The sequence below is a fragment of the Gluconacetobacter entanii genome (assembly GCF_003206495.1).
Taxonomy (GTDB): Bacteria; Pseudomonadota; Alphaproteobacteria; order Acetobacterales; family Acetobacteraceae; genus Novacetimonas; species Novacetimonas entanii.
The window spans coordinates 21,958-44,115 of the sequence record NZ_NKUF01000020.1; the positions used below are offsets into that span (position 1 = coordinate 21,958).

At 66.2% G+C, this 22,158-nt stretch carries 22 protein-coding genes, 1 tRNA gene and 1 pseudogene; 12 read left to right on the plus strand and 12 right to left on the minus strand.

All coding sequences use genetic code 11. The features are described from left to right. Nucleotides 1–119: 119 nt before the first annotated feature. The gene (locus CFR72_RS10010) at nucleotides 120–434 is read right to left on the minus strand and encodes a hypothetical protein (RefSeq protein WP_110913813.1); all 315 of its coding nucleotides are present in this window, start codon (nucleotides 432–434) and stop codon (nucleotides 120–122) included. A gap of 197 nt (nucleotides 435–631) precedes the next feature. Beyond that, entirely contained in the window at nucleotides 632–1,189 is a 558-nt protein-coding gene (locus CFR72_RS10015; protein ID WP_110913814.1) for a DUF721 domain-containing protein, read from the minus strand. On the opposite strand from CFR72_RS10015, the pseudogene mutY reads away from it, so the two are divergent. The 3 genes and pseudogenes from mutY (at nucleotide 1,107) to hemH (ending at nucleotide 3,854) form a co-directional block, all read left to right on the plus strand. Next, nucleotides 1,107–2,277 (plus strand): annotated as a pseudogene (gene mutY / locus CFR72_RS10020) (A/G-specific adenine glycosylase). The gene CFR72_RS10015 and the pseudogene mutY overlap by 83 nt on opposite strands. A gap of 100 nt (nucleotides 2,278–2,377) precedes the next feature. Further along, entirely contained in the window at nucleotides 2,378–2,515 is a 138-nt protein-coding gene (locus tag CFR72_RS17540; protein WP_167400348.1) for a hypothetical protein, read from the plus strand. Nucleotides 2,516–2,804: 289 nt separating this feature from the next. Then, nucleotides 2,805–3,854: a ferrochelatase gene (gene hemH, locus CFR72_RS10025; RefSeq protein WP_110913815.1), complete on the plus strand. Its 1,050-nt coding sequence runs from the start codon at nucleotides 2,805–2,807 to the stop codon at nucleotides 3,852–3,854. Between the two features lie 207 nt (nucleotides 3,855–4,061). Here hemH and CFR72_RS10030 read toward each other — a convergent pair whose 3' ends face one another. The 5 genes from CFR72_RS10030 to CFR72_RS10050 all read right to left on the minus strand — a co-directional run bounded on the left by CFR72_RS10030 (nucleotide 4,062) and on the right by CFR72_RS10050 (nucleotide 7,420). Then, nucleotides 4,062–4,421: a hypothetical protein gene (locus CFR72_RS10030; protein WP_320442935.1), complete on the minus strand. Its 360-nt coding sequence runs from the start codon at nucleotides 4,419–4,421 to the stop codon at nucleotides 4,062–4,064. A gap of 119 nt (nucleotides 4,422–4,540) precedes the next feature. Continuing rightward, a complete protein-coding gene (locus CFR72_RS10035; RefSeq protein WP_208630006.1) occupies nucleotides 4,541–5,191 on the minus strand; it encodes a hypothetical protein in 651 nt (216 codons plus the stop codon). A gap of 263 nt (nucleotides 5,192–5,454) precedes the next feature. Beyond that, nucleotides 5,455–5,531, minus strand: a tRNA-Pro gene (locus CFR72_RS10040). A 56-nt stretch (nucleotides 5,532–5,587) separates the two neighbouring features. Then, entirely contained in the window at nucleotides 5,588–6,172 is a 585-nt protein-coding gene (locus tag CFR72_RS10045; protein ID WP_110913816.1) for an LOG family protein, read from the minus strand. A 51-nt stretch (nucleotides 6,173–6,223) separates the two neighbouring features. Then, nucleotides 6,224–7,420, minus strand: a complete 1,197-nt coding sequence (locus CFR72_RS10050) for an MFS transporter (protein WP_110913817.1) — start codon at nucleotides 7,418–7,420, stop codon at nucleotides 6,224–6,226. A 246-nt stretch (nucleotides 7,421–7,666) separates the two neighbouring features. On the opposite strand from CFR72_RS10050, the gene CFR72_RS10055 reads away from it, so the two are divergent. Beyond that, nucleotides 7,667–8,251, plus strand: a complete 585-nt coding sequence (locus tag CFR72_RS10055) for an NUDIX domain-containing protein (RefSeq protein WP_110913818.1) — start codon at nucleotides 7,667–7,669, stop codon at nucleotides 8,249–8,251. A 155-nt stretch (nucleotides 8,252–8,406) separates the two neighbouring features. On the opposite strand, the gene CFR72_RS10060 is transcribed toward CFR72_RS10055, so the two are convergent. From CFR72_RS10060 to CFR72_RS10075, 5 genes are all read right to left on the minus strand, one after another. Further along, the gene (locus tag CFR72_RS10060) at nucleotides 8,407–9,141 is read right to left on the minus strand and encodes a methylenetetrahydrofolate reductase (protein ID WP_208630007.1); all 735 of its coding nucleotides are present in this window, start codon (nucleotides 9,139–9,141) and stop codon (nucleotides 8,407–8,409) included. Further along, nucleotides 9,141–10,052, minus strand: a complete 912-nt coding sequence (gene folD, locus CFR72_RS10065; protein WP_110913820.1) for a bifunctional methylenetetrahydrofolate dehydrogenase/methenyltetrahydrofolate cyclohydrolase FolD — start codon at nucleotides 10,050–10,052, stop codon at nucleotides 9,141–9,143. The genes CFR72_RS10060 and folD overlap by 1 nt, the downstream gene beginning before the upstream one ends. Nucleotides 10,053–10,129: 77 nt before the next feature. Beyond that, the gene (locus tag CFR72_RS17545) at nucleotides 10,130–10,300 is read right to left on the minus strand and encodes a hypothetical protein (protein ID WP_167400349.1); all 171 of its coding nucleotides are present in this window, start codon (nucleotides 10,298–10,300) and stop codon (nucleotides 10,130–10,132) included. 54 nt (nucleotides 10,301–10,354) lie between these two features. Continuing rightward, entirely contained in the window at nucleotides 10,355–11,914 is a 1,560-nt protein-coding gene (locus CFR72_RS10070; protein ID WP_110913821.1) for a Do family serine endopeptidase, read from the minus strand. A 165-nt stretch (nucleotides 11,915–12,079) separates the two neighbouring features. Next, the gene (locus CFR72_RS10075; protein WP_110913836.1) at nucleotides 12,080–12,517 is read right to left on the minus strand and encodes a nucleoside deaminase; all 438 of its coding nucleotides are present in this window, start codon (nucleotides 12,515–12,517) and stop codon (nucleotides 12,080–12,082) included. 413 nt (nucleotides 12,518–12,930) lie between these two features. On the opposite strand from CFR72_RS10075, the gene CFR72_RS18295 reads away from it, so the two are divergent. The 8 genes from CFR72_RS18295 (at nucleotide 12,931) to CFR72_RS10110 (ending at nucleotide 22,095) form a co-directional block, all read left to right on the plus strand. Beyond that, the gene (locus CFR72_RS18295) at nucleotides 12,931–13,065 is read left to right on the plus strand and encodes a hypothetical protein (RefSeq protein ID WP_261310486.1); all 135 of its coding nucleotides are present in this window, start codon (nucleotides 12,931–12,933) and stop codon (nucleotides 13,063–13,065) included. Nucleotides 13,066–13,154: 89 nt separating this feature from the next. Continuing rightward, complete coding sequence (locus CFR72_RS10080) at nucleotides 13,155–13,892, plus strand: gamma-glutamyl-gamma-aminobutyrate hydrolase family protein (protein ID WP_110913822.1); 738 nt, start codon at nucleotides 13,155–13,157, stop codon at nucleotides 13,890–13,892. Then, nucleotides 13,889–14,665, plus strand: coding sequence for a pseudouridine synthase (locus CFR72_RS10085; protein WP_110095252.1), 777 nt, complete (start codon nucleotides 13,889–13,891; stop codon nucleotides 14,663–14,665). Before CFR72_RS10080 ends, CFR72_RS10085 begins: the two co-directional genes overlap by 4 nt. Before the next feature lie 10 nt (nucleotides 14,666–14,675). Continuing rightward, nucleotides 14,676–15,251, plus strand: coding sequence for a 16S rRNA (guanine(966)-N(2))-methyltransferase RsmD (gene rsmD, locus CFR72_RS10090; protein WP_110913837.1), 576 nt, complete (start codon nucleotides 14,676–14,678; stop codon nucleotides 15,249–15,251). 179 nt (nucleotides 15,252–15,430) lie between these two features. Continuing rightward, nucleotides 15,431–18,283: a DNA translocase FtsK gene (locus CFR72_RS10095; RefSeq protein ID WP_110913838.1), complete on the plus strand. Its 2,853-nt coding sequence runs from the start codon at nucleotides 15,431–15,433 to the stop codon at nucleotides 18,281–18,283. Continuing rightward, the gene (locus tag CFR72_RS10100) at nucleotides 18,280–19,131 is read left to right on the plus strand and encodes an RluA family pseudouridine synthase (RefSeq protein ID WP_110913823.1); all 852 of its coding nucleotides are present in this window, start codon (nucleotides 18,280–18,282) and stop codon (nucleotides 19,129–19,131) included. Before CFR72_RS10095 ends, CFR72_RS10100 begins: the two co-directional genes overlap by 4 nt. Nucleotides 19,132–19,154: 23 nt before the next feature. After that, nucleotides 19,155–21,260: a hypothetical protein gene (locus CFR72_RS10105; protein ID WP_110913824.1), complete on the plus strand. Its 2,106-nt coding sequence runs from the start codon at nucleotides 19,155–19,157 to the stop codon at nucleotides 21,258–21,260. 169 nt (nucleotides 21,261–21,429) lie between these two features. Then, entirely contained in the window at nucleotides 21,430–22,095 is a 666-nt protein-coding gene (locus tag CFR72_RS10110) for a histidine phosphatase family protein (protein ID WP_110913825.1), read from the plus strand. The last annotated feature ends 63 nt before the right edge of the window (nucleotides 22,096–22,158 follow it).

Here is a 22,158-nt window from a genome sequence, read left to right on the forward strand (position 1 = left end):
TCGTTCAGATCATTCAAACGTTTGTCGGTGAAGCTTTTGATCCAGAAAGCTTCGGAAGACGCCGCCTTTACTGGATCAAGGGCGGCGCCCGGAAACGTTCAGTCCCTGACGCCAACACCTCAGGGATAGGGGTAACCATAAACCGGCGGAGTGGGTGGCGGCGGCGGATAGGCGTAATAGGGATAGGGCGCGGGATATCTGTACACGGGATAGGGATACACATAATAGCGATAGGTAGAAAGCGCGCCGCCCACGATGGCCCCGGCCACCATTCCCGCGCCGAAACCACCCCAACCCCAGCCCCAGCCACCACCGCGCCAGCCCCATCCACCGCCATGCCAACCACCGACACCACGCCAGGCATAGGCGGAGGGGGCAGGCAGTACGCTGACCAGTCCAAGCGACACAGCCAGCACGAATGCAATCCTGCGCATCGACCCAGATCCTCTTTCCTTCATTGCCTTCCGCACGGGCGGCAATGCATTGTCCCTTCTGCGGGCATGGCCCACGCCGGCCTGGGGCAACCCGGCGGTCCGTGCGCTGTCATGTTCCCGAAAAACGTCCTTTTCGCGACGGTTTCATGGCCGTCCGCCATCATTATGTAATACCCGCGCGCGGTTCGACAATGCCATCACCCCCCACGCCTGCGCGATGCGCCACGCTGCCCGATCCATCCCCCCAGACGTGACAGCGAATCGCGCAGCGGCCCCTCCGGCATGTCCCCGATTTCCACCGGCGCGGGTACGGGGCGTGGACGCGGCGGCGGGGGGGCGGGGCGCAGTGCCAGGTCCTGCAGCGGCTTGATCCTGCTGACGACGCCCGTGCCACAGACGCCATTGATCCGCGCGATCAGTCCGGGGGCGAGATACGGGAGTTCAGTCGCCACCGGCCCGGCACACGCCACCGTCAGCGTTCCGCCCGACAGGCGGCGCGGGACCGTGACGCGGGCAAGTTCAGGCCCCACGATATCGGCCCAGTCCAGCATCACCTGCACCGCCGCGGGCGACTGCCTGCGAAAGGTCGGGCGCGTCACGGCGGGCATCAGTGCGCCAAGGCTGCACAGCCTGCGGGCACGGTTGGGGGCCTCCGCCTTTGGCGCTGCGGCCGTGGACCGGGCGGCGGGGGCAGGCTTCTGCGCGGTCGGGGTGGCGGCTTTCTTTCGCTTGCCCCGTGTCGGTTCCTTCGTCATAAGCGGCCCTGTGTCACCTTCTGCTGCCGAACTGTTGCGCTGGTACGACCGGCATCGCCGAACCCTGCCATGGCGCGCCCTGCCGGGACAGGGCGCCGATCCCTATCATGTCTGGCTCAGCGAAATCATGCTGCAGCAGACAACCGTCACTGCCGTCATCCCCTATTTCGAACGCTTCACGCAACTGTTCCCGACCGTGGGCGACCTGGCGCGCGCGGATGCGGATACCGTCATGGGGGCATGGGCGGGGCTTGGCTACTACGCGCGGGCGCGCAACCTGCATGCCTGCGCGCAGGTCGTGGCGCGCGACCTGGGCGGACGCTTCCCCAACACGGTTGACGGCCTGCGCGCGCTGCCCGGGATCGGCCCCTATACCGCCGCCGCCATTGCCGCGATCGCGTTCGGGCGTCCCGTGGTGCCGGTTGACGGCAATGTCGAACGTGTCACCACGCGCCTGTTCGCCATGACCGATCCCCTGCCCCCGCGCGCGTCCCGCCATCGCACGGCAGGCGGCGCACCTGAATGATGATCCGCTGGCGCATGCCCGCCCGTCGGATTTCGCACAGGCCCTGTTCGACCTTGGCGCGGGGATCTGCACGCCGCGCACACCGGCCTGCGCGCTGTGCCCGTGGCGCGACGCCTGCGCGGGCCTGCGGCAGGGAAGCGCGGCCACCCTGCCGCGCAAGACCCCGAAGGCCCCGCGTCCCACGCGCTATGGCGTGCATTTCCACCTGACCGACGCCAGCGGCGGCCTGCTGCTGCACCGGCGGGCGGAAACAGGGCTGCTTGGCGGGACACTGGGCCTGCCGGGGCCACAATGGCGGGCGGAGCGCTGGTCCATGGAAGAAGGGCTGCGCCATGCCCCGGCGGGACGGCCCGCGCCACAATGGCGGCATGTGGGCGAGGTGCGGCATGTCTTTACCCATTTCACCCTGATCGTCGATGTCTATGCCGCGCGTATCGAACGCTTCCCCAACAGCATCGCCCGCAGCGGCGGGCTGGTACATCCGCACGACCGGCTGCAACAGATGGGGATTGCATCGCTGATGCGCAAGTGTATTGCGCTGGCGGCCACCCCCACGGAATGAAATGGCCGCGCGGGGCGGCAATGGATGTCACTTTTTTCATTGACGCGGCCGTGCCCGTCGCGGTTCACTTCAAAACCGCGATGTGGAAAGGGACCGTATCATGACCGTTGTCCAGCTTCTTTCACCGTTGATGCTCGCCCTTTCCATGGGCGCTGCCGCAGCACTTTACCTTGTGCGCGCCCGGGGCCTCGCCCCGCAGGCCCAGCCGGTGCGTGTACGCACCCGCAACCGGCGCTGACGTGCCTGCTGAAAAGCCATTTCGAACCAACGCCCTAACGCCAGTGTAAAGGTTTCCGGATGCCGCCCATGATCCGAAAAGGCGGCATCCACCTGACAGGCGATTCAAAAACAGCCCCCATAACATCCTGAAATTATAAAAGTTTTTGGTGAAGCTTTTTTCAAAAAGCTTCAAAAGGCGTCGCCTTATTTCAGATCACAGGCGCCCAAACCGTCCTTGTATTTTTACGCGATATTCCATAAGCGGGGATTTTGCCTAAAGGCGTTTCCTGCTGTAGCACGATTGTCCCATGACATTCATAACCATCCATCGGGATTCACCGACCCATACGCCCAAGATCGGCGTCCTTCTGAGCAACCTTGGAACCCCTGATGGAACGGGATATGCGGCCATCCGCCGCTATCTGGGGGAGTTCCTGTCGGACCGCCGCATCATCGAGGCGAATCCCATGCTGTGGAAGCCGATCCTCAACGGGGTCGTGCTGACGGTCCGCCCGCGCAAGACAGGGGCGGCATACCAGCGTATCTGGCATACCGACCGCGACGAAAGCCCGCTGCGCACCTATACGCGCGATCAGGCCGAAGGGCTGGCGGCCCGTCTGGCCCCTGACGGAATCGTGGTGGCCTGGGGCATGCGCTATGGCACGCCCACGACCGCAGACGCGCTGCATGACCTGATCCGGCAGGGATGCGAGCGTATCCTCATCGCGCCGCTTTACCCGCAATACAGCGCGACGACGACCGCCACGGCCAATGACCAGGCCTTTCGCGCGCTGATGCGCCTGCGCAACCAGCCTGCGACGCGGACATTGCCGCCCTTTCCCGACCATCCCGCCTATATCGCCGCCCTTGCGGCGCGCGTGCGCGAACATCTGGCGACGCTTGAGACCCCGCCGCAGAAGATCGTGGCCTCTTTCCACGGCCTGCCGAAACAGTATGTGGAAAAGGGCGACCATTATCCCGCAGACTGCGAACGCACGATCGCGGCCCTGCGCACGGCGACGGGATATGACGCGGACACGATGCCCCTGACATACCAGTCGCGCTTTGGCCCGGCGAAATGGCTGGAACCCTATACCGCGCCCTATATCGAATCCCTGCCCGCGCAGGGCGTGACGCGGATTGCGGTCATCATGCCCGGCTTCGTCGCGGACTGTATCGAAACCCTTGATGAAATCGGCAATGAAGTGCGCGCCGGCTTCCTCAAGGCGGGGGGCAAGGAACTGACGCTGATCCCGTGCCTGAACAATGCCCCGGTCGCGATCGACATGCTCGAGACGCTGGTGCGCAACGAACTGCGGGGCTGGACCGAGGATCACACCACAGCGACTGATAAATAATAAAAGTTTTCGGGTGCCGCCTTTTTCCAAAAAGGCGGCGTTCCTTGAAGCTTTTGGGAAAAAGCTTCACCAGAAACTTCTGATTTTCAGGATACGGCGCAGGCCGGTCGATCAGACATAAAAAAGGAAGGCATCCCGACCATGCCGGGACGTCCTTCCTCCTTACGATAACCGGCCCCGCATGCGGGGCCGGTTGCCGCCATGGCCTCAGTGCGCGGCCTGCGGTGCGGGGGGATGTTCCGCATCATACAGGGTGGCTTTCTGCTCGTCCGTCTTGCGGTTGCGATAACGCTCCCACAGGCTTTCCTTCGGGTCGGCGGGATGTTCCTTGTCATACAGGGCCGCCTTCTCGCGCAGGCCCTTGCGGTATTCATGGCGCTTGTACATGCCGACCGCACAGCCACCCATCGCGCCCGCAACCGTATGATGGTTGGCGACATGCCCGCCCACGGCCCCGACCGCGCCATATTTCAGGCATCCGCCCGGTTCCGCATGCGCCACCGCGACCGCGCTCCCCACAAGAGTGGTCGCCAGCAGGAATACCCTGGAAATTTTCTGTACCGTCATTGTCTGCATCATACCTGGCCCGATACTGGTCCTGCCGGAAACGGGATGGCCTGCCCCGCTACGGCGCTTCTTGTTCAGAGACATTAGTAACACAATCCTTCGGACATGCATCATCCCCGTCAGGGCCGGTCACAGCTTTCCGTAAGGTCATTATAGACCTGTCCCCTTGGACAGGTATGCGTCTGCTGCATGGGTGCGGCAGGCGTGGTGGTGCCGGGCACCAGTGCGCGCGCAGGTCCCGACCCACCCCCGGCGGGGGCCGGTGCGGATGCAGGCGCCGACTGCTGCTGCTGTTGCTGCTGCATTTCGGAATAGAGGCTGTTCAGTTCGGCATCATAGACGGAGTCGTCTTCCGGTCCGGACCCGCTGGTGCCGTTATAGATACCGGGCGCGGCCTGATGGCTGGCGGCGACCGCCGCAGCAGCGGCCCCCATGCCCAGACCCATGCCAAGCCCGTAACCACCCCAGCCCCAGCCCCAGCCGTACGGATATCCCCATCCACCCCAGCCCCACATCGGATAGCCACCGCCCCAGCCCCAGCCCCAGCCGCGGCCGCTCCAGCCGCCACCGCGCCAGCCATCGACATTGCGCCACCGGCCGCCGCCGCCATGCCAGCCACCACCACCGCCGTGCCAGCCGCCTCCGCCGCCACCGCCACGGAAACCACCACCGCCTCCGCCGCCGCCACGGGCATCAGCAGGCACGGGACCACCGACGATCATGCCCCCGGCCAGGGCCAGCACCACGCCAGCCAGAAGAAAGCGTTTCATTCCCAGTTCCTCCCTCGCCAGGGGCATCATGCCCCGCAAATACGCCCCGATATGGCACGGGATCCTATCAATATGTTGCATCCCGCCCCATGCGCACGGCGCACGGACGCTGCATGCGTATCAGCACCAATATGGGAGAATACAGCCCCCTGCGCGAGGGGGCACATATCCAATAATTTCTGGCATGATTTTCTGACGGGGAATATCGCCTGAAGGCGGCGCCTTTTTCAGGCGGATCGACCAGTCCGCTGTAAAAACAGGGCTGGTCGGAGTGAGAGGATTCGAACCTCCGGCCCCTGCGTCCCGAACACAGTGCTCTACCAGGCTGAGCTACACTCCGTCTGGAGGCGGCTATACAGGGGTCTGGCGCGTTCCGCAAGTGGGAGAGGCGTCTTTTCAGAAATGATCGACGTTGACGTTGCCGCCATCGGGGGTAGCCGCGCCATGCAGCGCGCGCATCAGGGCAGGTACATCATCGACCACATGGAACAGGCGACGCACGCTCGGCGATGCGAATCCATTTTCGATCGCGGATTCGATCATGGCCAGCAGCGGCCCCGCCCAACCCGCGATGTTGACGATGAAGATCGGCTTGTCATGCTGTTTCAACTGGCGCCACGTCATGATCTCGATCGTCTCGTCAAAGGTGCCAAGGCCGCCGGGCATCACCACGAAGACATCGGATTTAGAGAACATAAGCGCCTTGCGTTCATGCATGGAGGTCGTGACCGTCAGGTCCGTCACCCCTTCATGCATGACTTCGCGGTCATGCAGGAATGCGGGGATGATCCCCGTCACCCGTCCCCCGGCCTTCAGCGTCGCGTCGGCCACGGCCCCCATCAGACCGACATGACCCCCGCCATAGACCAGGCGGATCCCCGCCTGCCCCAGGCATGTGCCGAGTTCCGTGGCGGCATCATGGAATTCGGGCCGCACGCCAAAGCGCGATCCACAGAATACAGCGGCCGAGGAAATGGACATATCAGAGCAGTCTCCCACAAATCATGGCGATGGATATCCGGCCACGCGCCCTCATGCACGCGCCTGGCGCTGCAGGAGGATCGTGGTCGCGACCCCCGCCAGCGTAAACAGTGCGGACACCATGAACAACGCGCCATAGCCCATCGTCTGGATGACAAGGCCAAGCAGCGGTCCCGACAGGCCCACGGCGATATCAAGGAACACCGAAAACGCGCCAAGGGCCGCGCCACGGTTTTCCGGCCCGACCCGTGCGACCGCCAGCACGCCAAGGGCGGGAAACACGAGGGAGAATCCCGCCCCCGTCAGGGCCGCGCCGACATCGGCCATGAACACGCTGGAACAGCGCCACAGCACCAGCAGGCCGATCGTCTCCACAATAAGGGAGATCAGCGCCACGATCAGGCCGCCGCGCCGGTCGATCTGGCGTGCGAAGACGAAACGCACCAGCACGAACACGATCCCGAACGCCGCCAGCGCGATGGCAGCGCCATTCCAGTTCTGGTGCGCGAAAAACAGCGCAAGGCACGATGAAATGGTGCCAAACCCGACCGACCCGCACGCCAGCACCGCCCCATGCGGCAGGACGCGCCAGAAGACGGTGCGAAACGGCGTGGGCGGTCCCTTGTGCACCACGGGGGCCACGGGTTCGTATCCCAGCGCCATCAGGAACCCGATGAACGGCAGCAGCGCCGACAGGAACCCAACCAGCACCAGCCCCCCATAAGGCAGCGGCAGGCCCGAAAGCATCTGCCCGATCGGCGCGCCCAGCGCGATCCCGCCATAGGAGGTCACGCCATTCCATGAAATCACCTGCGCCGTGCGCGCGGCCCCCACGCGCCCGATGTTCCACATGATCGCGCCGGTCGCGGTCCAGCTTTCCCCGACGCCAAGGAACACGCGGCTGAAAATCAGCATCAGCGCCGACACCGCGGCATAATGGCGCAGCATGCCCGACGTCATCAGCATCACGCCCGACAGCGTGCAGACCACAAGGCCTATCACCACCGCCGGTTTCGCCCCGCGCCGGTCCGCCGCCTGCCCCGCCGAAGCGCGTGAGGCGAAGGTCGCGAGATACTGCAGCGACACGGCGAAACCCGCGATGACCGTGTTGTATCCCAGCACCTGATGCACAAAGACCGGGATGACCGCCATCGGCAGCCCGATATCGATGTAACACAGCAGATTGAACAGGACGACGGCCAGAATCCGCCGTGTCGGTGACGCCGTGGACGTCTGCGGCAGGGTCATGATGCGATCGAAACTCCGGCTGGAACATACAGGTCACTGCGATACGGGCCATACCCGTCAGCCCGCATGAAGGAACATGCGGCGGCAGCAGTCATGCAATATCAGTAAACGGGCATAACGCAGGCAATACAAGCGCGTGACCCATGCACATAACACGATGCGCGTCGTGGTTGGCAGGACAGGGGGGTAACATATAACGTGTCCCGACGTCATCCAGCCAACAGGACAGCAGGCCCGCACGCCATCATGACCGACACGCCCATTGACCCCACGCCCGACGCGGGTGGCTTCGTCACCGTATCAAGCCGCCTTGCCTATGAAAACCCGTGGACCCGCCTGCGGGAGGACATCATCATCCGTCCCAATGGGCGCAAGGGCCTGTACGGCGTGGTCGAACGCGGGGATTTCGTCGTCATCCTGCCCCTGTGGGAGGAAGGCGGCAAACGCTTCGTCACGCTGATCCAGCAATACCGCTACCCCATCAAGCAGCGGATGTGGGAACTGCCGATGGGCATGTGGGAAACCCGCCCCGACGCCAGCGCCGAGGACGTGGCCCGCGGCGAACTGCGCGAGGAGACGGGCCTTCTTGCGGAAACCATGCGCGACGCCGGCCTGATGTACCAGGGCGCGGGATACACCACGCAGAAGGGCCGCGCCTACCTCGCCACCGGACTGACGCAGGGGCCGCCCGCGCGCGAGGATACGGAGGAGGACATCACCTGCCACAAGGTCGCGCTGGAGGAGATAGAGGCGATGATCCGCGACGGGCGCATCACCTGCATGGTCACCATCGCAGCCTTCGGCCTGATCCGCGCGCAGGGCTGGATCTGACCCCTTACTGAAACGCAAAGGAACCTCCGGCCACGCAAGCCAGAGGCTGCCTGATACAAGCAAAAGTTTTTGGTGAAGCTTTTTTCAAAAAGCTTCAAAGAACGCCGCCTTTTTGAAAAAAGGCGGCACCCAAAAACTTTTATCACTTTTCCTTTTCAGACGTCACACAGCGGCACGAGATACCGTTGCAGGTTCACCCGCAGCGGCATGAGATAGACATTCCCCCCCTGTGCGCGCACCGTGCGCATCATCTGCCGGGCGAAGGCGATGTTCGCCTCCATCGTTGGCTCGAAATCATGGTGGAAGATGACATGGTTCGTCGTCTCCCAGTAGGAGCGCGAGCGCGGGCCGACGACGGGGGAAATACCCCAGAACACATTTTCCCCATGCAGCCAGTTCATGCACAGGTCCAGCATCCGCATGTCAAAGATCGGCTGTGTGAAGAACCCGACGGCCCCGGCCTCTTTCTTGCGCGCGATCGCCTCCATCTCCTGGTACGGCGCACGGCGGTACGGGTCGAACGCGGCATAGACCGACAGGTGCGGGGCCTCCGCACGGTAACGGCGGATGATGCTTTCGGTCGTGTTGGGATAGGTCAGGTGACGCAGGTCCGATGGCGGATCGCCCTGCACCACCAGCACCGCCTCCAGCCCCTCCTGCCCCACGCCCGGCAGGGGCGCGTCGGGGGCTATGTCGATGGCGCGGATATGCGGGATCACGTTGGGGAAATGCGGGCGCACCAGCGCCGCCGCGTCCCAACTGCGCAGGGGAAAGCGCAGCAGGTCGGGAATGTTGATCATGTCCGCAAGGGGGAAGCACGACCGCACCTCCGCCGCGTCACGCAGCAGGGTTTCGGTATCGCGGGGGATCAGTTCGACGGAAACATGCATCACACGCTTCCTCCCGCGCCTTCGACCAGTTCACGCGCCGCCTGCATCGTGTTGCGCAGCAGGCAGGCGATCGTCATCGGGCCGACGCCACCGGGAACCGGGGTGATCTGTCCCGCGATGCGGCGGGCTTCGTCAAACACCACATCCCCCACCAGCCGCGTCTTGCCATTATCCAGCCGCACGCGGGAGATGCCGACATCGATCACGGTCGCGCCGGGCTTGATCCATTCGCCCGTCACCAGTCCGCTGCACCCGGTCGCAACCACCAGGATATCCGCCTGCCGCGCCAGCGCCTGCGGGTTGCGCGTGTCGATATGCGCGACGGTCACGGTGCAGCCTTCACGCAGCAGCAGTTGCGCCATGGGACGGCCGACAAGGTTCGACGCCCCGACCACCATGGCGTTGAGGCCCCGCAGGTTCCCGACATAGGATTTCAGCAGCAGCAGGCACCCCAGCGGCGTGCATGGCACGATCCCCGGCAGGCCAAGGGCAAGGCGCCCCGCATTGACCACGCCCAGACCATCCACATCCTTGCGCGGGTCGATGGCGTTGGTCACCGCCACGGGGTCAAGCCCACCCGGCAGCGGCAACTGCACAAGGATGCCGTGGATTTCAGGATCGACATTCAGCCGCCCGATCAGGGCGAGCAGTTCCTCCTGCGATGTCGTCTCCGGCAGCATGTGCATGAACGACCGCATGCCCGCGCGGTGGGTCTGCAACGCCTTGTTGCGGACATAGACCTCGCTTGCGGGATCATTGCCGACCAGCACCACCGCAAGGCCGGGCGTCACCTGATGGCGGGCATAGAACGTGCGCACGTCCTCCGCGATGTCCTGCGTCAGGCGGTTGGCGAATCCCTTGCCATCAATCAGGCGGGCTTCTCCCGGTGTGGACGCCCCGGATACGGACATCTGTGGATCGGATGATACTGGACCGGTCATAACCCCTCCGCGACTTGCAACACGACGCACAGCAGATACGCAAGAAGTCAGGCCGCGACAATCACCTTTGGGGATTGTTTCAAAAAACCGCCGATAAACATAATAAAAGTTTTCGGGTGCCGCCTTTTGATCGAGAAAGGCGGCGTCTTCCGAAGCTTTTTGAAAAAAGCTTCACCAAAAACTTTTGGACGATTGGCATAAAAAAAACCGGGGGACATGCCCCCGGTTTCCCTTAGCCGGAAATGTTATCGCACCTGATGGTGGAATACGGCTTACTGGTCGTCGTCGTCATCGCTGCCATTGTCGTTGTCATCGCTGCCGGGCGTCACCGCGACGAAGATGCTCTGCCCGTTGCGCACGACCCGCAGAAGGACGGAATGGTTGATCTCCAGCGCCTGGCGGATGGCAGACACGGTGGCGCGGGGATTTTCCACCGGCTTGTTGCCCACCGCCTGGATCACGTCACCGGCATGGATGCCCGCCTGCTCCGCCGAGGAACCGGGCTGCACGTCGCTGACGACGACACCATGGACATTCTCGTCAAGGCCAAGCTGCTGGCGCGCATCCGGCGTCAGCGGCGCGAGCGAGACGCCAAGGCGCGGTCCCTTGTCCTCGGCATGGTCATCGCCGATGGTCCCGTCGGCCGAACCGCCCTTGCCAAGGTTGGCGATGGTCACGCTCGCCGTCTGGGGCTTGTTGTTGCGCAGGTATCCGACCGTCACCTTGGTCCCCGGCACGACGGACGCCACCTTGACCGCGAGCGTATGGGGCGTGTCGATCTTCTGCCCGTTCAGGTCGGTCACGACGTCACCCGCCTTGATCCCAGCCTTTTCCGCCGGGCTGCCGGCGCTGACGCTGGCGACAAGGGCACCTGCTGCAGGCGCGCCATTGACGGATTTCAGGCCCAGCGCCGTGGCCATGGACGGCGTGATCGCCTGCGCCGTGACGCCAAGATAGCCGCGCGTGACATGGCCGGTCTTCTCAAGCTGTTCCACCACGTTCTTGACCGTGTCGGACGGGATGGCGAAGCCGATGCCGATCGACCCGCCAGACGGCGACAGGATGGCGGTGTTCACGCCCACGACCTTGCCGTCCTGCGTGAACAGCGGGCCGCCGGAGTTGCCACGGTTGATCGGGGCGTCGATCTGGATGAAGGAATCATACGGACCATCGCCGATGTCGCGCCCGCGCGCGGAGACGATGCCCGCCGTCACCGTGCCGCCCAGGCCATAGGGATTGCCCACCGCGACAACCCATTCACCCGGCTCCACCTTGTCGGAATCGCCCAGTTCGATGAAGCGCAGCTTGCCCGACGGCGTGACCTTGAGCAGCGCGATGTCGGTCTTGGAATCCCGGCCGACGATCTTGGCCGGCAGGCTGGTGCCGTCATCGAGCGTCACCGTCACCTTCGTCGCGCCATTCACGACATGGTTGTTGGTCACGACATAGCCATCGGCGGAAATGACGAAGCCCGACCCGCGGTCCTCCACGTCATGGTGCTGCTGCGGCATCATCTGGAACGGGAAGGGGAACGGAAAGCCGCCGGGCATGCCGCCGCCCATTTCCTCGCCCGTGTCGGCATTGTGGATCTTGGCCGTGATGGAGACGACGGCGGGTTTCACCTGCTTGACGAGGTTGACGAAATTCGGAAGCTGCTGGACCTGGGTATCAGGCCGGATGACGCCGCTGTCATCCGCGCGGGCGCAGGGCGCACCGGCCACCGTCCCGCCCAGCAGGCTGCTGGCAAGCAACGTGGCGAGGAGTGCCCCGCGCGCCGGGCGGGGGAAAAGGGTTTTCGGCTTTACTGCGTCTGACATGGCATCCCTGAACATCTTGGTCTGATCTCGCTTGCGTCGGACTGGGCCGTCCCGACCGGGGTTACAGTCCCATCGCCCGCACTGTGACGCAAGAGAACCAACCCCTCTTATACCACCGCATGAAAGATACGTTAGATTACACGGCGTAACGCCCGGCCCCATCCCACGGGATGCGCCCCTTCAGGACATGCGGCGCGCGCCGAAAAATGCCCGCAGCATGGCCTGCGCCTCACGCTCGCGCAGGCCGCCAATGGTTTCGGGCCGGTGCAGGCAGCCGGGACGGGCGAACAGGCGCGGCCCGTGCTCCACCCCGCCGCCCTTGGGGTCATAGGCCCCGAACAGGATGCGCCCGATGCGGAAATGCACCGCCGCCCCCGCGCACATCGGACAGGGTTCGAGCGTGACATACAGCGCGCAGTCCGCAAGGCGCTGCCCGCCCCGCACGCGCACCGCCTCACGCAGGGCCAGCATCTCCGCATGGGCGGAGGGATCATGCAGTTCCTCCGTCCGGTTGCCCGCGCGCGCAAGGACGGTGCCACCGGGGCCGACCACCACCGCCCCCACCGGCACCTCCCCGCGCGAAGCTGCGGCCCGTGCCTCGGCAAAGGCAAGGGACATCGGGTCACGTGTGCTCCCAGGGGCGTGTCCAGGCGCTGCATCGGGGAAGGAGGGGTGCGGCATCATGTCATGATAGCGCGTCTGCAACCCTTCGGGCCATCATGACGTTGCCGACATGTAACGGGGGCGGGCAGATGGGGCCGCACCGGGGCACACCGGCGACCCATGGGGCACCGCACAGTCCGTTACCGTGCAAAAACACAACAACAGTGCAAATTCATGTCAGGAAACCGCCATTTTCATGGACATTTCATGATCCGGGCTGCCATCCTGCCTTGTATATCGTCACGTTCTGTAACATTCTGTAATCAGGGAAACCGACTTCACCCGCGCGTCACCTCCGGCGAGGTTTTCCGCACTCCACTGCGGATCACACGGCATCGGCGCGCATGACAGCACACGGGAGAAAGGGCATGCATACGCTTACGCTGATTCTGACCACTGCCGCGATTGTTGCAGGCATGGCCATCGCGGACGCACCCCGTGGCATCCGCCGCTCCGAAGCCTGTTCCGTCGCATGCAGCCTCTCCCCCGTGGGGCAGCAGTAATGGGACGGCCCTAGGCGGGGCCTGTTGGGACGACACGGGACGGGCGCAGGCGCATTTCCTTTCCTTGCGAATTATTCTAGGGAAACGGAATGGATACGTCCCCTCCCCTGATCGGCGTGACACTGGACTGCGAACCGCCCTGCCCCCCGCAGCGCGGTGGCTATTCACGCTATCCGTGGTATGCGCTGCGCTGCAACTATATGGAGGCCGTCACGGCGGCGGGGGGACTGCCGGTCGGCCTGCCCCATGACGCGGCGCAGGCAGCGGACATGGTCGCGCGACTCGATGGCCTGATCGTCACGGGCGGCGCGTTCGACATCGCACCCGACCTGTATGATGGCGGCGATGCCCACCCCACCGTCACGACGAAATCCACGCGCACCACCGCCGAACTGGCGCTGGTGGAGGCGGCGTTGCGCATGGGGCGGCCGATCCTTGGCATATGTGGCGGGGAACAGTTGCTGGCGGTTGCGCTGGGCGGCACACTGATACAGCATATCCCCGACACCATCACGGCCCCCCTGCCCCATGAACAGCCCAACCCGCGACACGAGGCCGGGCACGAGGTCACCATCGTCCCCGGCACACGCCTTGCGCACATCACGCGCGCCACCCGCATGGCGGTCAATTCGTCCCACCACCAGGCCATAGCCACCCCCGGCCGCGCCATCGTCAGCGCCGTCGCCCCCGATGGCGTGATCGAGGCCGTGGAACTGCCGGGCCATCCCTTCTGCATCGGGGTGCAATGGCATCCCGAATTCGGCATATCGGCAGGCGACCGCCTCCTGTTCGATGCCCTGATCGACGCTTCGAGACACACAGAATGACAAAAGACGCCTCCCCCGCCCCTTCCGCCCCGCATGGCGACCGCATTGCCAAGTGGCTGGGCCGTTCCGGCGTTGCCAGCAGGCGCGACGCCGAACGCATGATCGAGGAAGGGCGCGTGCGCCTCAACGGTGACATCGTGCGCCATCCCGCCACCTTCGTCAGCGATGGCGACATCGTGCAGGTGGATGAAAAGGTCATCGCCGCCCCCGACCGCACCCGGCTGTGGCGCTATCACAAGCCCGACGGTCTTGTGACCACGCACCGCGACCCCGACGGCCGTCCCACGGTGTTCGCCTCCCTGCCCGAAGGGATGCCGCGCGTCATCAGCGTCGGGCGCCTCGACCTCAACAGCGAGGGGCTGCTGCTGCTGACCAATGACGGCGAACTCGCCCGCCGCCTGGAACTGCCGAGCAACGGCTGGATCCGCCGTTACCGCGTGCGTGTCTTCGGCGTGGTGAACGAGGACCGCCTCGCCGACCTTGCGCAGGGCAGCGTGTTCGAGGGCGTGCGCTATGGCCCCATCGAGGCGGCGCTGGATTCCAGCCGGGGCGACAATGCGTGGCTGACCGTTTCCCTGCGCGAAGGCAAGAACCGCGAGATCCGCAAGGTCATGCGCGGGCTGAACCTGCATGTCAGCCGCCTGATCCGCACCTCCTACGGCCCGTTCCAGCTTGGCACGCTGGAGCGCGAGGAGCTTGAGGAAGTCACCGGCAAGGTCCTGCGTGAACAGGTGCCCGGACTTGCCAGCCCGCGCCGCAACGGCCGGGCGTGACGGCCCGCGCATGAGGATCGTCGCCGGACGTTTCCGTGGCCGCGCCCTGCGTGCGCCACCGGGCCGTGTGACGCGCCCGACCGCCGACAGGGTGCGCCAGGCGCTGTTCGACATGCTGATGCACGCGCCATGGGCCGGGCGCGACCGGGTCGAGGGCGCGCAGGTGATCGACGGATTCGCAGGCACCGGTGGGCTGGGGCTGGAGGCCCTGTCGCGTGGGGCGGCGGGTGCGCTGTTCATCGAAAGCGACCGCAACGCGCTGTCGGCCCTGCGCGACAATATCGCGGCCTGCGGGGCGCAGGCCATGGCGCAGGTGCGGGCATGGAACATGACGCGCCTGCCCCCCCGTGGCGCGGCGGCCGCGGCGGATCTGGTGTTCCTTGACCCGCCCTATGGCCGCGACCTGCCGGCCGCCGCCCTCGCCACGCTCGAACGCGGCGGGTGGATCGCGCCCGGCGCGCTGGTGATCGTGGAAACGGCCGCTGACGAGGCCCCGCCAATCGCCCCCGAACACCTGCTGGCGCAGCGCGAACATGGCGCGGCACGCCTGTCGGTCTGGCGGTACGAGGACGGCCGGGCACGATAATTTCGTCCATAAAAGACGCAACCGCCCTTCTTTCACCCGCCATCGCCGCGTTATAGTCCCCTTTGCGCAGGGATGCATGGGCTTGGGCCCGGCCCACCCCGCCCGGATTTTTCATGACGGCCACACCCCGGCAGCCTGCATGCCGCGATTTCATGGCCATGCAAGCAGGATACGGATTTTTGGCGATCTCCGGCCGTTTCATCCCCGAGTCCCTGACGTCCGGCCCCACGCGGACGCGCCTGCTGCGGCGCCTTGCCGAAGCGGGCGGGGTCGTGCTGTGGATGCTCGCCCTCGCGCTGATGGCCGCGTTGTGGAGCTATGACCCGCGCGATTCCTCGGCCAATACCTCCAGCGCGCAGGCCCCGACCAACCTGCTGGGCACGGTCGGGGCCTATGTCTCGGACTTCCTGCTGCAGAACATGGGCGTCACCAGTGCGCTGGCCATCCTTGCCCTGATCGCATGGGGATGGCGCATCATCCGCCATAATGGCGTGGGATCGGGGCTGATCCGCGTCACCGCGCTGCTTGCGGCGATGCCGGTCGTCTCCGCGCTGCTCGCGGCGCTGCCGATCATGCTCCCCTCCTTTCCCAACCCGCAATGGCCCGCCGATTCCGGCCTCGGGGGCGCGGTCGGGCTGTCCCTTGCACATATGGCGCTGCAGGCGGGCGTCAGCCTGATGGGGGCGTGGGGGCGGCCCGTCATGTGGCTGCTTGGCCTTGTGCTGGCGCTGCTGCTGATTCCGCTGGCGCTGGCGCTCTCGTTGTCGGAATGGCGGGCGATCGGGCGCGCGCTGCGCACGGTGGGACGTCAGCCAGCACGCCTTGCCGCGGGCACGCAGGCGCTGGCGCAGAACATACGCGCCCGCACCCAGCCCCCCGCCATGGCGGCGGCGGACCCCTCCGCACGTGGACATGACAGCCTTGCCGACGCCCTGCCTGAGGAGGATCTTCCCCCCCGCCGCATGATGTCGGACAGGCCACCCGTGGCCCCCGACCCGACCCTGCCCGTGACGGAGTATCCGGCGGTGGAAACCACCCCCGCCGCACCATCGCGGGCCATGACCCCGCCGCCGCCCGTGCCGCCGCCCGCGACTTCGCGCTCGCTGAGCGTGCGCGAATCCGCGCCGCCGCCGCTGCCCCCCACGCGCGAGACCGTCCCGCAGCCTGCCGCCGCCAGCGTGCCCACCCCGTCCCGGCAGGGGCGTGTGTCGATCGGCACGAACTGGGTGCATCCGCCGGGCATGGAGGAAGACATCCCGCCCCCGCTGCTGGAAACCCAGGCGGGGTCGCAGGATGTCGCACCCTGGCATGAAGACCCGCCGCCACCGGCGACGACATTCGTCCCCCCGGCCGCCGCCGCGCCGCAGCAGGAACGCCCGACGCTGCTGGGACGCCTGTTCAGCACGGGTGCCGCGCGCGCGCCCGCATCCCCGGCCCCCGTGATGGATGACCCACCCCCAGCGCCACAGCAGCATGCGGCCAGTGTCCCTGCCGAAGACCATTATGACGCGCCGCAGCAGCATGCGTGGCAGTTGCCGCCGCTTTCGCTGCTGCATCCGCCCCCGTCCCATGCGACGACCGGCCCGACGGAAGAACTGCTCAGGGCCAATGCCGCGCACCTTGTCACCGTCCTGTCGGAATACGGGGTGCAGGGGGAGATCAATACCTATCACGCCGGGCCGGTCGTTACCCTGTTCGAACTGATGCCCGCGCCGGGCATCCGTGCCGCGCGCGTCATCGGGCTGGCCGATGATGTCGCGCGTTCGCTTTCGGTGCTGAGCGTGCGCATCGCCACGGTGCCGGGACGCAATGTCATCGGTATCGAGGTGCCCAACACGCGCCGCGAAACGGTCTATTTCTCCGAACTGCTGCGTGACGAGCGCTGGGTGCATGCGCGCGCGCGCCTGAACCTCGCGCTGGGCAAGGACATCGCGGGGGAGCCGGTCTACAGCGACCTTGGCTCCATGCCGCACCTGATGATTGCGGGCACCACCGGGTCGGGCAAGTCGGTGGGCGTGAACGCGATGATCCTGTCGCTGCTTTACCGGCTGTCGCCGGATCAGTGCCGCCTGATCCTGATCGACCCCAAGATCCTTGAATTCTCGATCTATGAGGGGATTCCCCACCTGATGACGCCGGTGGTGACCGAACCGGCGAAGGCGGTCGCGGCGCTGAAATGGACCGTGCGCGAAATGGACCGCCGGTATCGCGCCATGGCCCACCTGCAGGTGCGCAACATCGCCAGCTACAACGAACGCGTGGCCGAGGCCCGTGCCCGGGGCGAAATCGTCACCCGGCGCGTGCAGACCGGATACGACCCCGAAACCGGCAAGCCGACGTTCGAGGAACAGCAGCTTGCGCTCGACGCGCTGCCCTATATCGTCGTCATCGTTGACGAGATGGCGGACCTGATGATCGTCGCGGGCAAGGAGATCGAGGCCCTGCTGCAACGTCTGGCGCAGAAGGCGCGCGCGGCGGGCATCCACCTGATCATCGCGACACAGCGCCCGTCGGTCGATGTCATCACCGGCACCATCAAGGCGAACTTCCCGACCCGCATTTCCTTCCAGGTCATCAGCAAGTTCGACAGCCGCACCATCCTTGGCGAACAGGGCGCGGAACAGTTGCTTGGCCGGGGCGACATGCTGTTCATGCAGGCGGGCGGGCGCATCACCCGCGTCCACGGACCGTTTGTCGAGGACAGCGAGGTCGAGGCCGTGGTCGCCTTCCTGCGTGCGCAGGGCGAGCCGATCTATGACGATGACGTCATCTCCGCACAGGACGAGGATGGCGGCGGCCGCGCGATCGGTGGCGGCGGCGGGGGCGAGGAAGACAGCCTGTTCGGGCAGGCGGTGGAACTTGTCGCGCGCGAAGGCAAGGCCTCGACCTCCTTCATCCAGCGCCATCTCTCGATCGGCTACAACCGCGCGGCCAAGATCATCGAGCAGATGGAAAAGGAAGGCCTTGTCAGCGAGGCCAACCATGTCGGCCGCCGCGAGGTGCTGATGCGCAAGACCGCCGAGGACGAATGACGCGCAAGGCCGGCCCCTCCCCCCGCCGCGACATCCCGAGCGGTGGCGGGGGGAACCTTCCCTTTCCCATCCTGTTTCAGGACCGGCATTTCATCGTGATCGACAAGCCCGCGGGCCTGTCCGCCCATCCGGGCCGCGCGGGCGGGCCGAGTGTGGAGGACGCGTTCGGCCTGATGTCACGCCATCGCAACGGGCCATGGCTGGCCCACCGGCTGGACCGTGACACGTCGGGCTGCCTGCTGGTCGCGTTACGCAAGCAGGCGCTGATCGCCGCACAGGAGTGCCTTGCCAATGGTCAGGCGACCAAGCTGTACTGGGCCATCACCCATGGCCACCCCCCCGCCGATGATGGCGTGGTCGATGCGCCGCTGCTGCGCCGGGCCGACCGTGCCCGATGGTGGGTCGAGGCCGCACCGGGCGGGCAGGCGGCACGCACGACATGGCGCTGCCTTGCACGCGGGCACATGCCCGACGGCAGCCCGGCAAGCTGGCTGGAACTGCGCCTGCATACGGGGCGCACCCATCAGGCACGGGTGCATTGCGCGACGCTGGGTTGCCCGGTGATGGGGGATGGTCAATATGGTCGGGCGGACGGAAAACTGCTGCACCTGATGAGTCGTGAACTGTACCTCCCCCTTGACCCGCCCATCCATGCCCTCGCTTCCCCCCCGGCCCACATGCGCCTGACCGCGCGGCAGGCAGGCTGGACGCTGGAGCGGCCCGCCACCATCACGCCCCGCGCATCCGCACCGCCGACCACCGAACCCCCTGCTGCCGCGGCCATGCGGGGTCATGCCCCATCGCGCGCGCACCGCCGCGGCCCCGGCGCGCCCGCCACGACATCCTGACGCGCCCCATTACGGAGAACCACGTGCTTGCCCACCAGCTTACCGAAGGTCTGATCCGGGTCCTTGAACGTCCCGACCTGCGCGTCATTGCGGGAACGCGGCGCATCAGCCTGTCGCCTGACCTGCCCGAACCGTTCCGCGTCACGGACCGGGGGGATGTCCTGCTGGGATCGGCGTGCATGGGCAATGGGGCGCACAGTGCGTTCTACCTGCGCCACGCGCTGGAACTCGCGCACCTGCTTGACATCGCCCCCCACCAGCCCGTCATGGCGGCGTTGTGCGCGGCCCGGACGGCGGCGCTGTTCCATGGGCTTGACGTCACCTGCGATACGGTGGCGGAACCAGGCGTGGCCATGACAGCCGCACCGACCGCCCTGCCCGCATGGATCGACATCATGGCGGCGGACCATCTGCCCGCGCCCGAAATCCTGCGCGATGTGTGGCTGGCCATCGCCCCATGCCAGCCTGCCCCCGCCGAACGGCCCGACATCGACGCCGTGCATGCGCGCCTCGGTGCGCTGTGGCCATGGACCGGGCCGACCGAGACGCTGATGGCGATGGGCGGGGATGCACGGCTGAGCATCGATCCCACCACCGGCCTGAACCATTACGGATGTTCGCACCGCCCGCGTCCGTGGGCTGTGACGTTTGCGTCCTCCACCGCGTCGTCGCTGTCCGAGCGGGGCTTTGCCGGGGCGGAGGCCGCGCGCCTGCGCCTGATCGCCGCCGCCCTGTCGGACCCGCAGGCCGACGTGCCCGCCACCCTGACGACGGAAATCCATGACGGGATCGCGCGCCATTTCGGCCTGCGCGGGGACGAGGGCATCATCCTTGCCCCCTCCGGCACGGATTGCGAACTGTACGCCCTTGCGCTGGCGGCCCTTGCGCCGGGGGGGCGTGCGGTCAGCAACATCCTGATCGCGCCGGAAGAAACCGGCAGCGGCGTGCCGCTGGCCGCGCGGGGCTGCCATTTCGCCAACGACACGGCACTGGGCCACATGGTGCCAAAGGGGCACCTGATCGCGGGGTTCCACGATGATACGCAGGTGATCGACCTGCCGATGCGCGACGCGCGCGGGCAGCAGATCCAGCTTGCGCAGGTCGATGCGGACTGCCTGCGCGTGGCGCGGTCGGAACTGGCGCGCGGGCGGCATATCCTTCTGCATCGCCTCGACATGTCGAAGACCGGGCTGCTCGCCCCGCAGATGGAGACACTCGACACCCTCATGGCCACCGCGCCCGCGGGGCAGGTGGATGTGGTGGTCGATGCCTGCCAGACGCGACTCGACCCCGCACGGGTGCGCGACTACCTCGACCGGGGGTGGATGGTGATGGTCACGGGGTCAAAGTTCTTCACCGGCCCTCCCTTCTGCGGTGCGGTCCTGCTGCCTGCGCCGGTCATGGCGCGCCTGTCGGGCCGCCTGCCCGCGGGCCTTGCGCAATACACCCATCAGGCAGCATGGCCCGTGGGACAGGCGCGCACGGTGCTGCCTGCGGGGCATAATATCGGGCTGCTCCTGCGCTGGCATGCGGCCATGGCGGAAATGGCGGCACTGGCCGACGTGCCGCGCGCCACCGTGACGCAGCGCCTGCGCACGTTCCTGTCGGCGGCGCGCGACGCCATCACGCACAACCGCGACCTGTGCCTGCTGCCGCCCTATGCCCCCCGGCGGCCGCCGCTTGCGGATGCGTGGGACGACGCGGCGACCATCCTGTCCTTTTTCGTGCGCGCCCATGACGCGGGCGACACGTTCCGCCCGCTGGCGCTGGCGCAGGCGCGCAGGCTGTACGCGTGGCTCAATACCGACCTGTCCACCGTCATTCCCGCCCGTGACGCGGACGAACGCCGCCTTGCGGCCCTGCTGTGCCATGTGGGACAGCCCGTGCCGCTGGCGCATCCGGCGCTGGACGGGGAACTGGCCGGGGCGCTGCGCATCTCGGCGGGGGCGCGCCTCGTCTCGGGCGAGCCATCGCATGACGGGATGGACAGTCGCCGCCGGATGGAGCGCGAAACCCGCGATGTCCGCCGCGTGGTGGACAAGATCAGCCTGATCCTGCGCCACTGGCCCACCATCGCGGCCTGTGACCCGCATCCGACCTATATGCCGCATCATCTGGAACAGGGCTGACGTCTGGAAAGGCTGTATTGGAAAATAAAAGTTTTTGGTGAAGCTTTTTTCAAAAAGCTTCGAAAGACGTCGCCTTTTTGAAAAAAGGCGACACCCAAAAACTTTTGAATTCTGGCTTCGCCCAAAGCCCGGCAAACGCCCACAAGAGCCTATGGAGACTCCTGCCCCCATGCCGCAGAATCACGGTAATTTCCTCGACACCCCGCAACTGCAGAAAGGGGTGACGCGGTTCTGGCTGATCCGTCATGCCATTGTCGAACAGAACGCGCGCAGGCACCTGTATGGCGCGATGGACGTGCCGCTGTGCCCCGACAGCCTTGTGGCGCAGCGTCCCATGTACGAAGTGCTGGCCCGCCGCCTGCCGCACCCGGCGCTGTGGTTCACCTCCCCCCTTGGCCGTGCGCAGCAGACGGCGCAGGCGATCCAGCAGGCCGGGTACGGCTTGCAGGCCAGCCGGATCGAACCTGCCTTTACCGAGCAGTCGATGGGCGAATGGCACGGCACGACGCATGACCGCCTACCTGAAAAGCTGGCGGTGCCGGCCCACCCGTTCTGGTCCGTCGGCGCCACGGAGCAGCCACCGGGCGGCGAAAGCATGGTGCAGGTCTGCGCACGCGTTGGCGCGGCACTTGATCGCATGTCGCGCGAACATGCGGGACAGGACATGGTGATCGTCAGCCATGGCGGGGCGATCCGCGCAGCACTGGCGCATGCGCTGCATGTCCACGCGCACACGGCGCTGCATTTTTCCATCCAGAACCTGTCGCTCAGCGTGATCGAGCACCTGCGCGAGGGCTGGCGCATCGTCAATGTGAACGAACTGCCGCTGGCCTGATACGTTGGGTGTGCGGCATGTTCGGGCGTTGGCAAGGACGACCCGTTGCCCCCTTTCCCCTGC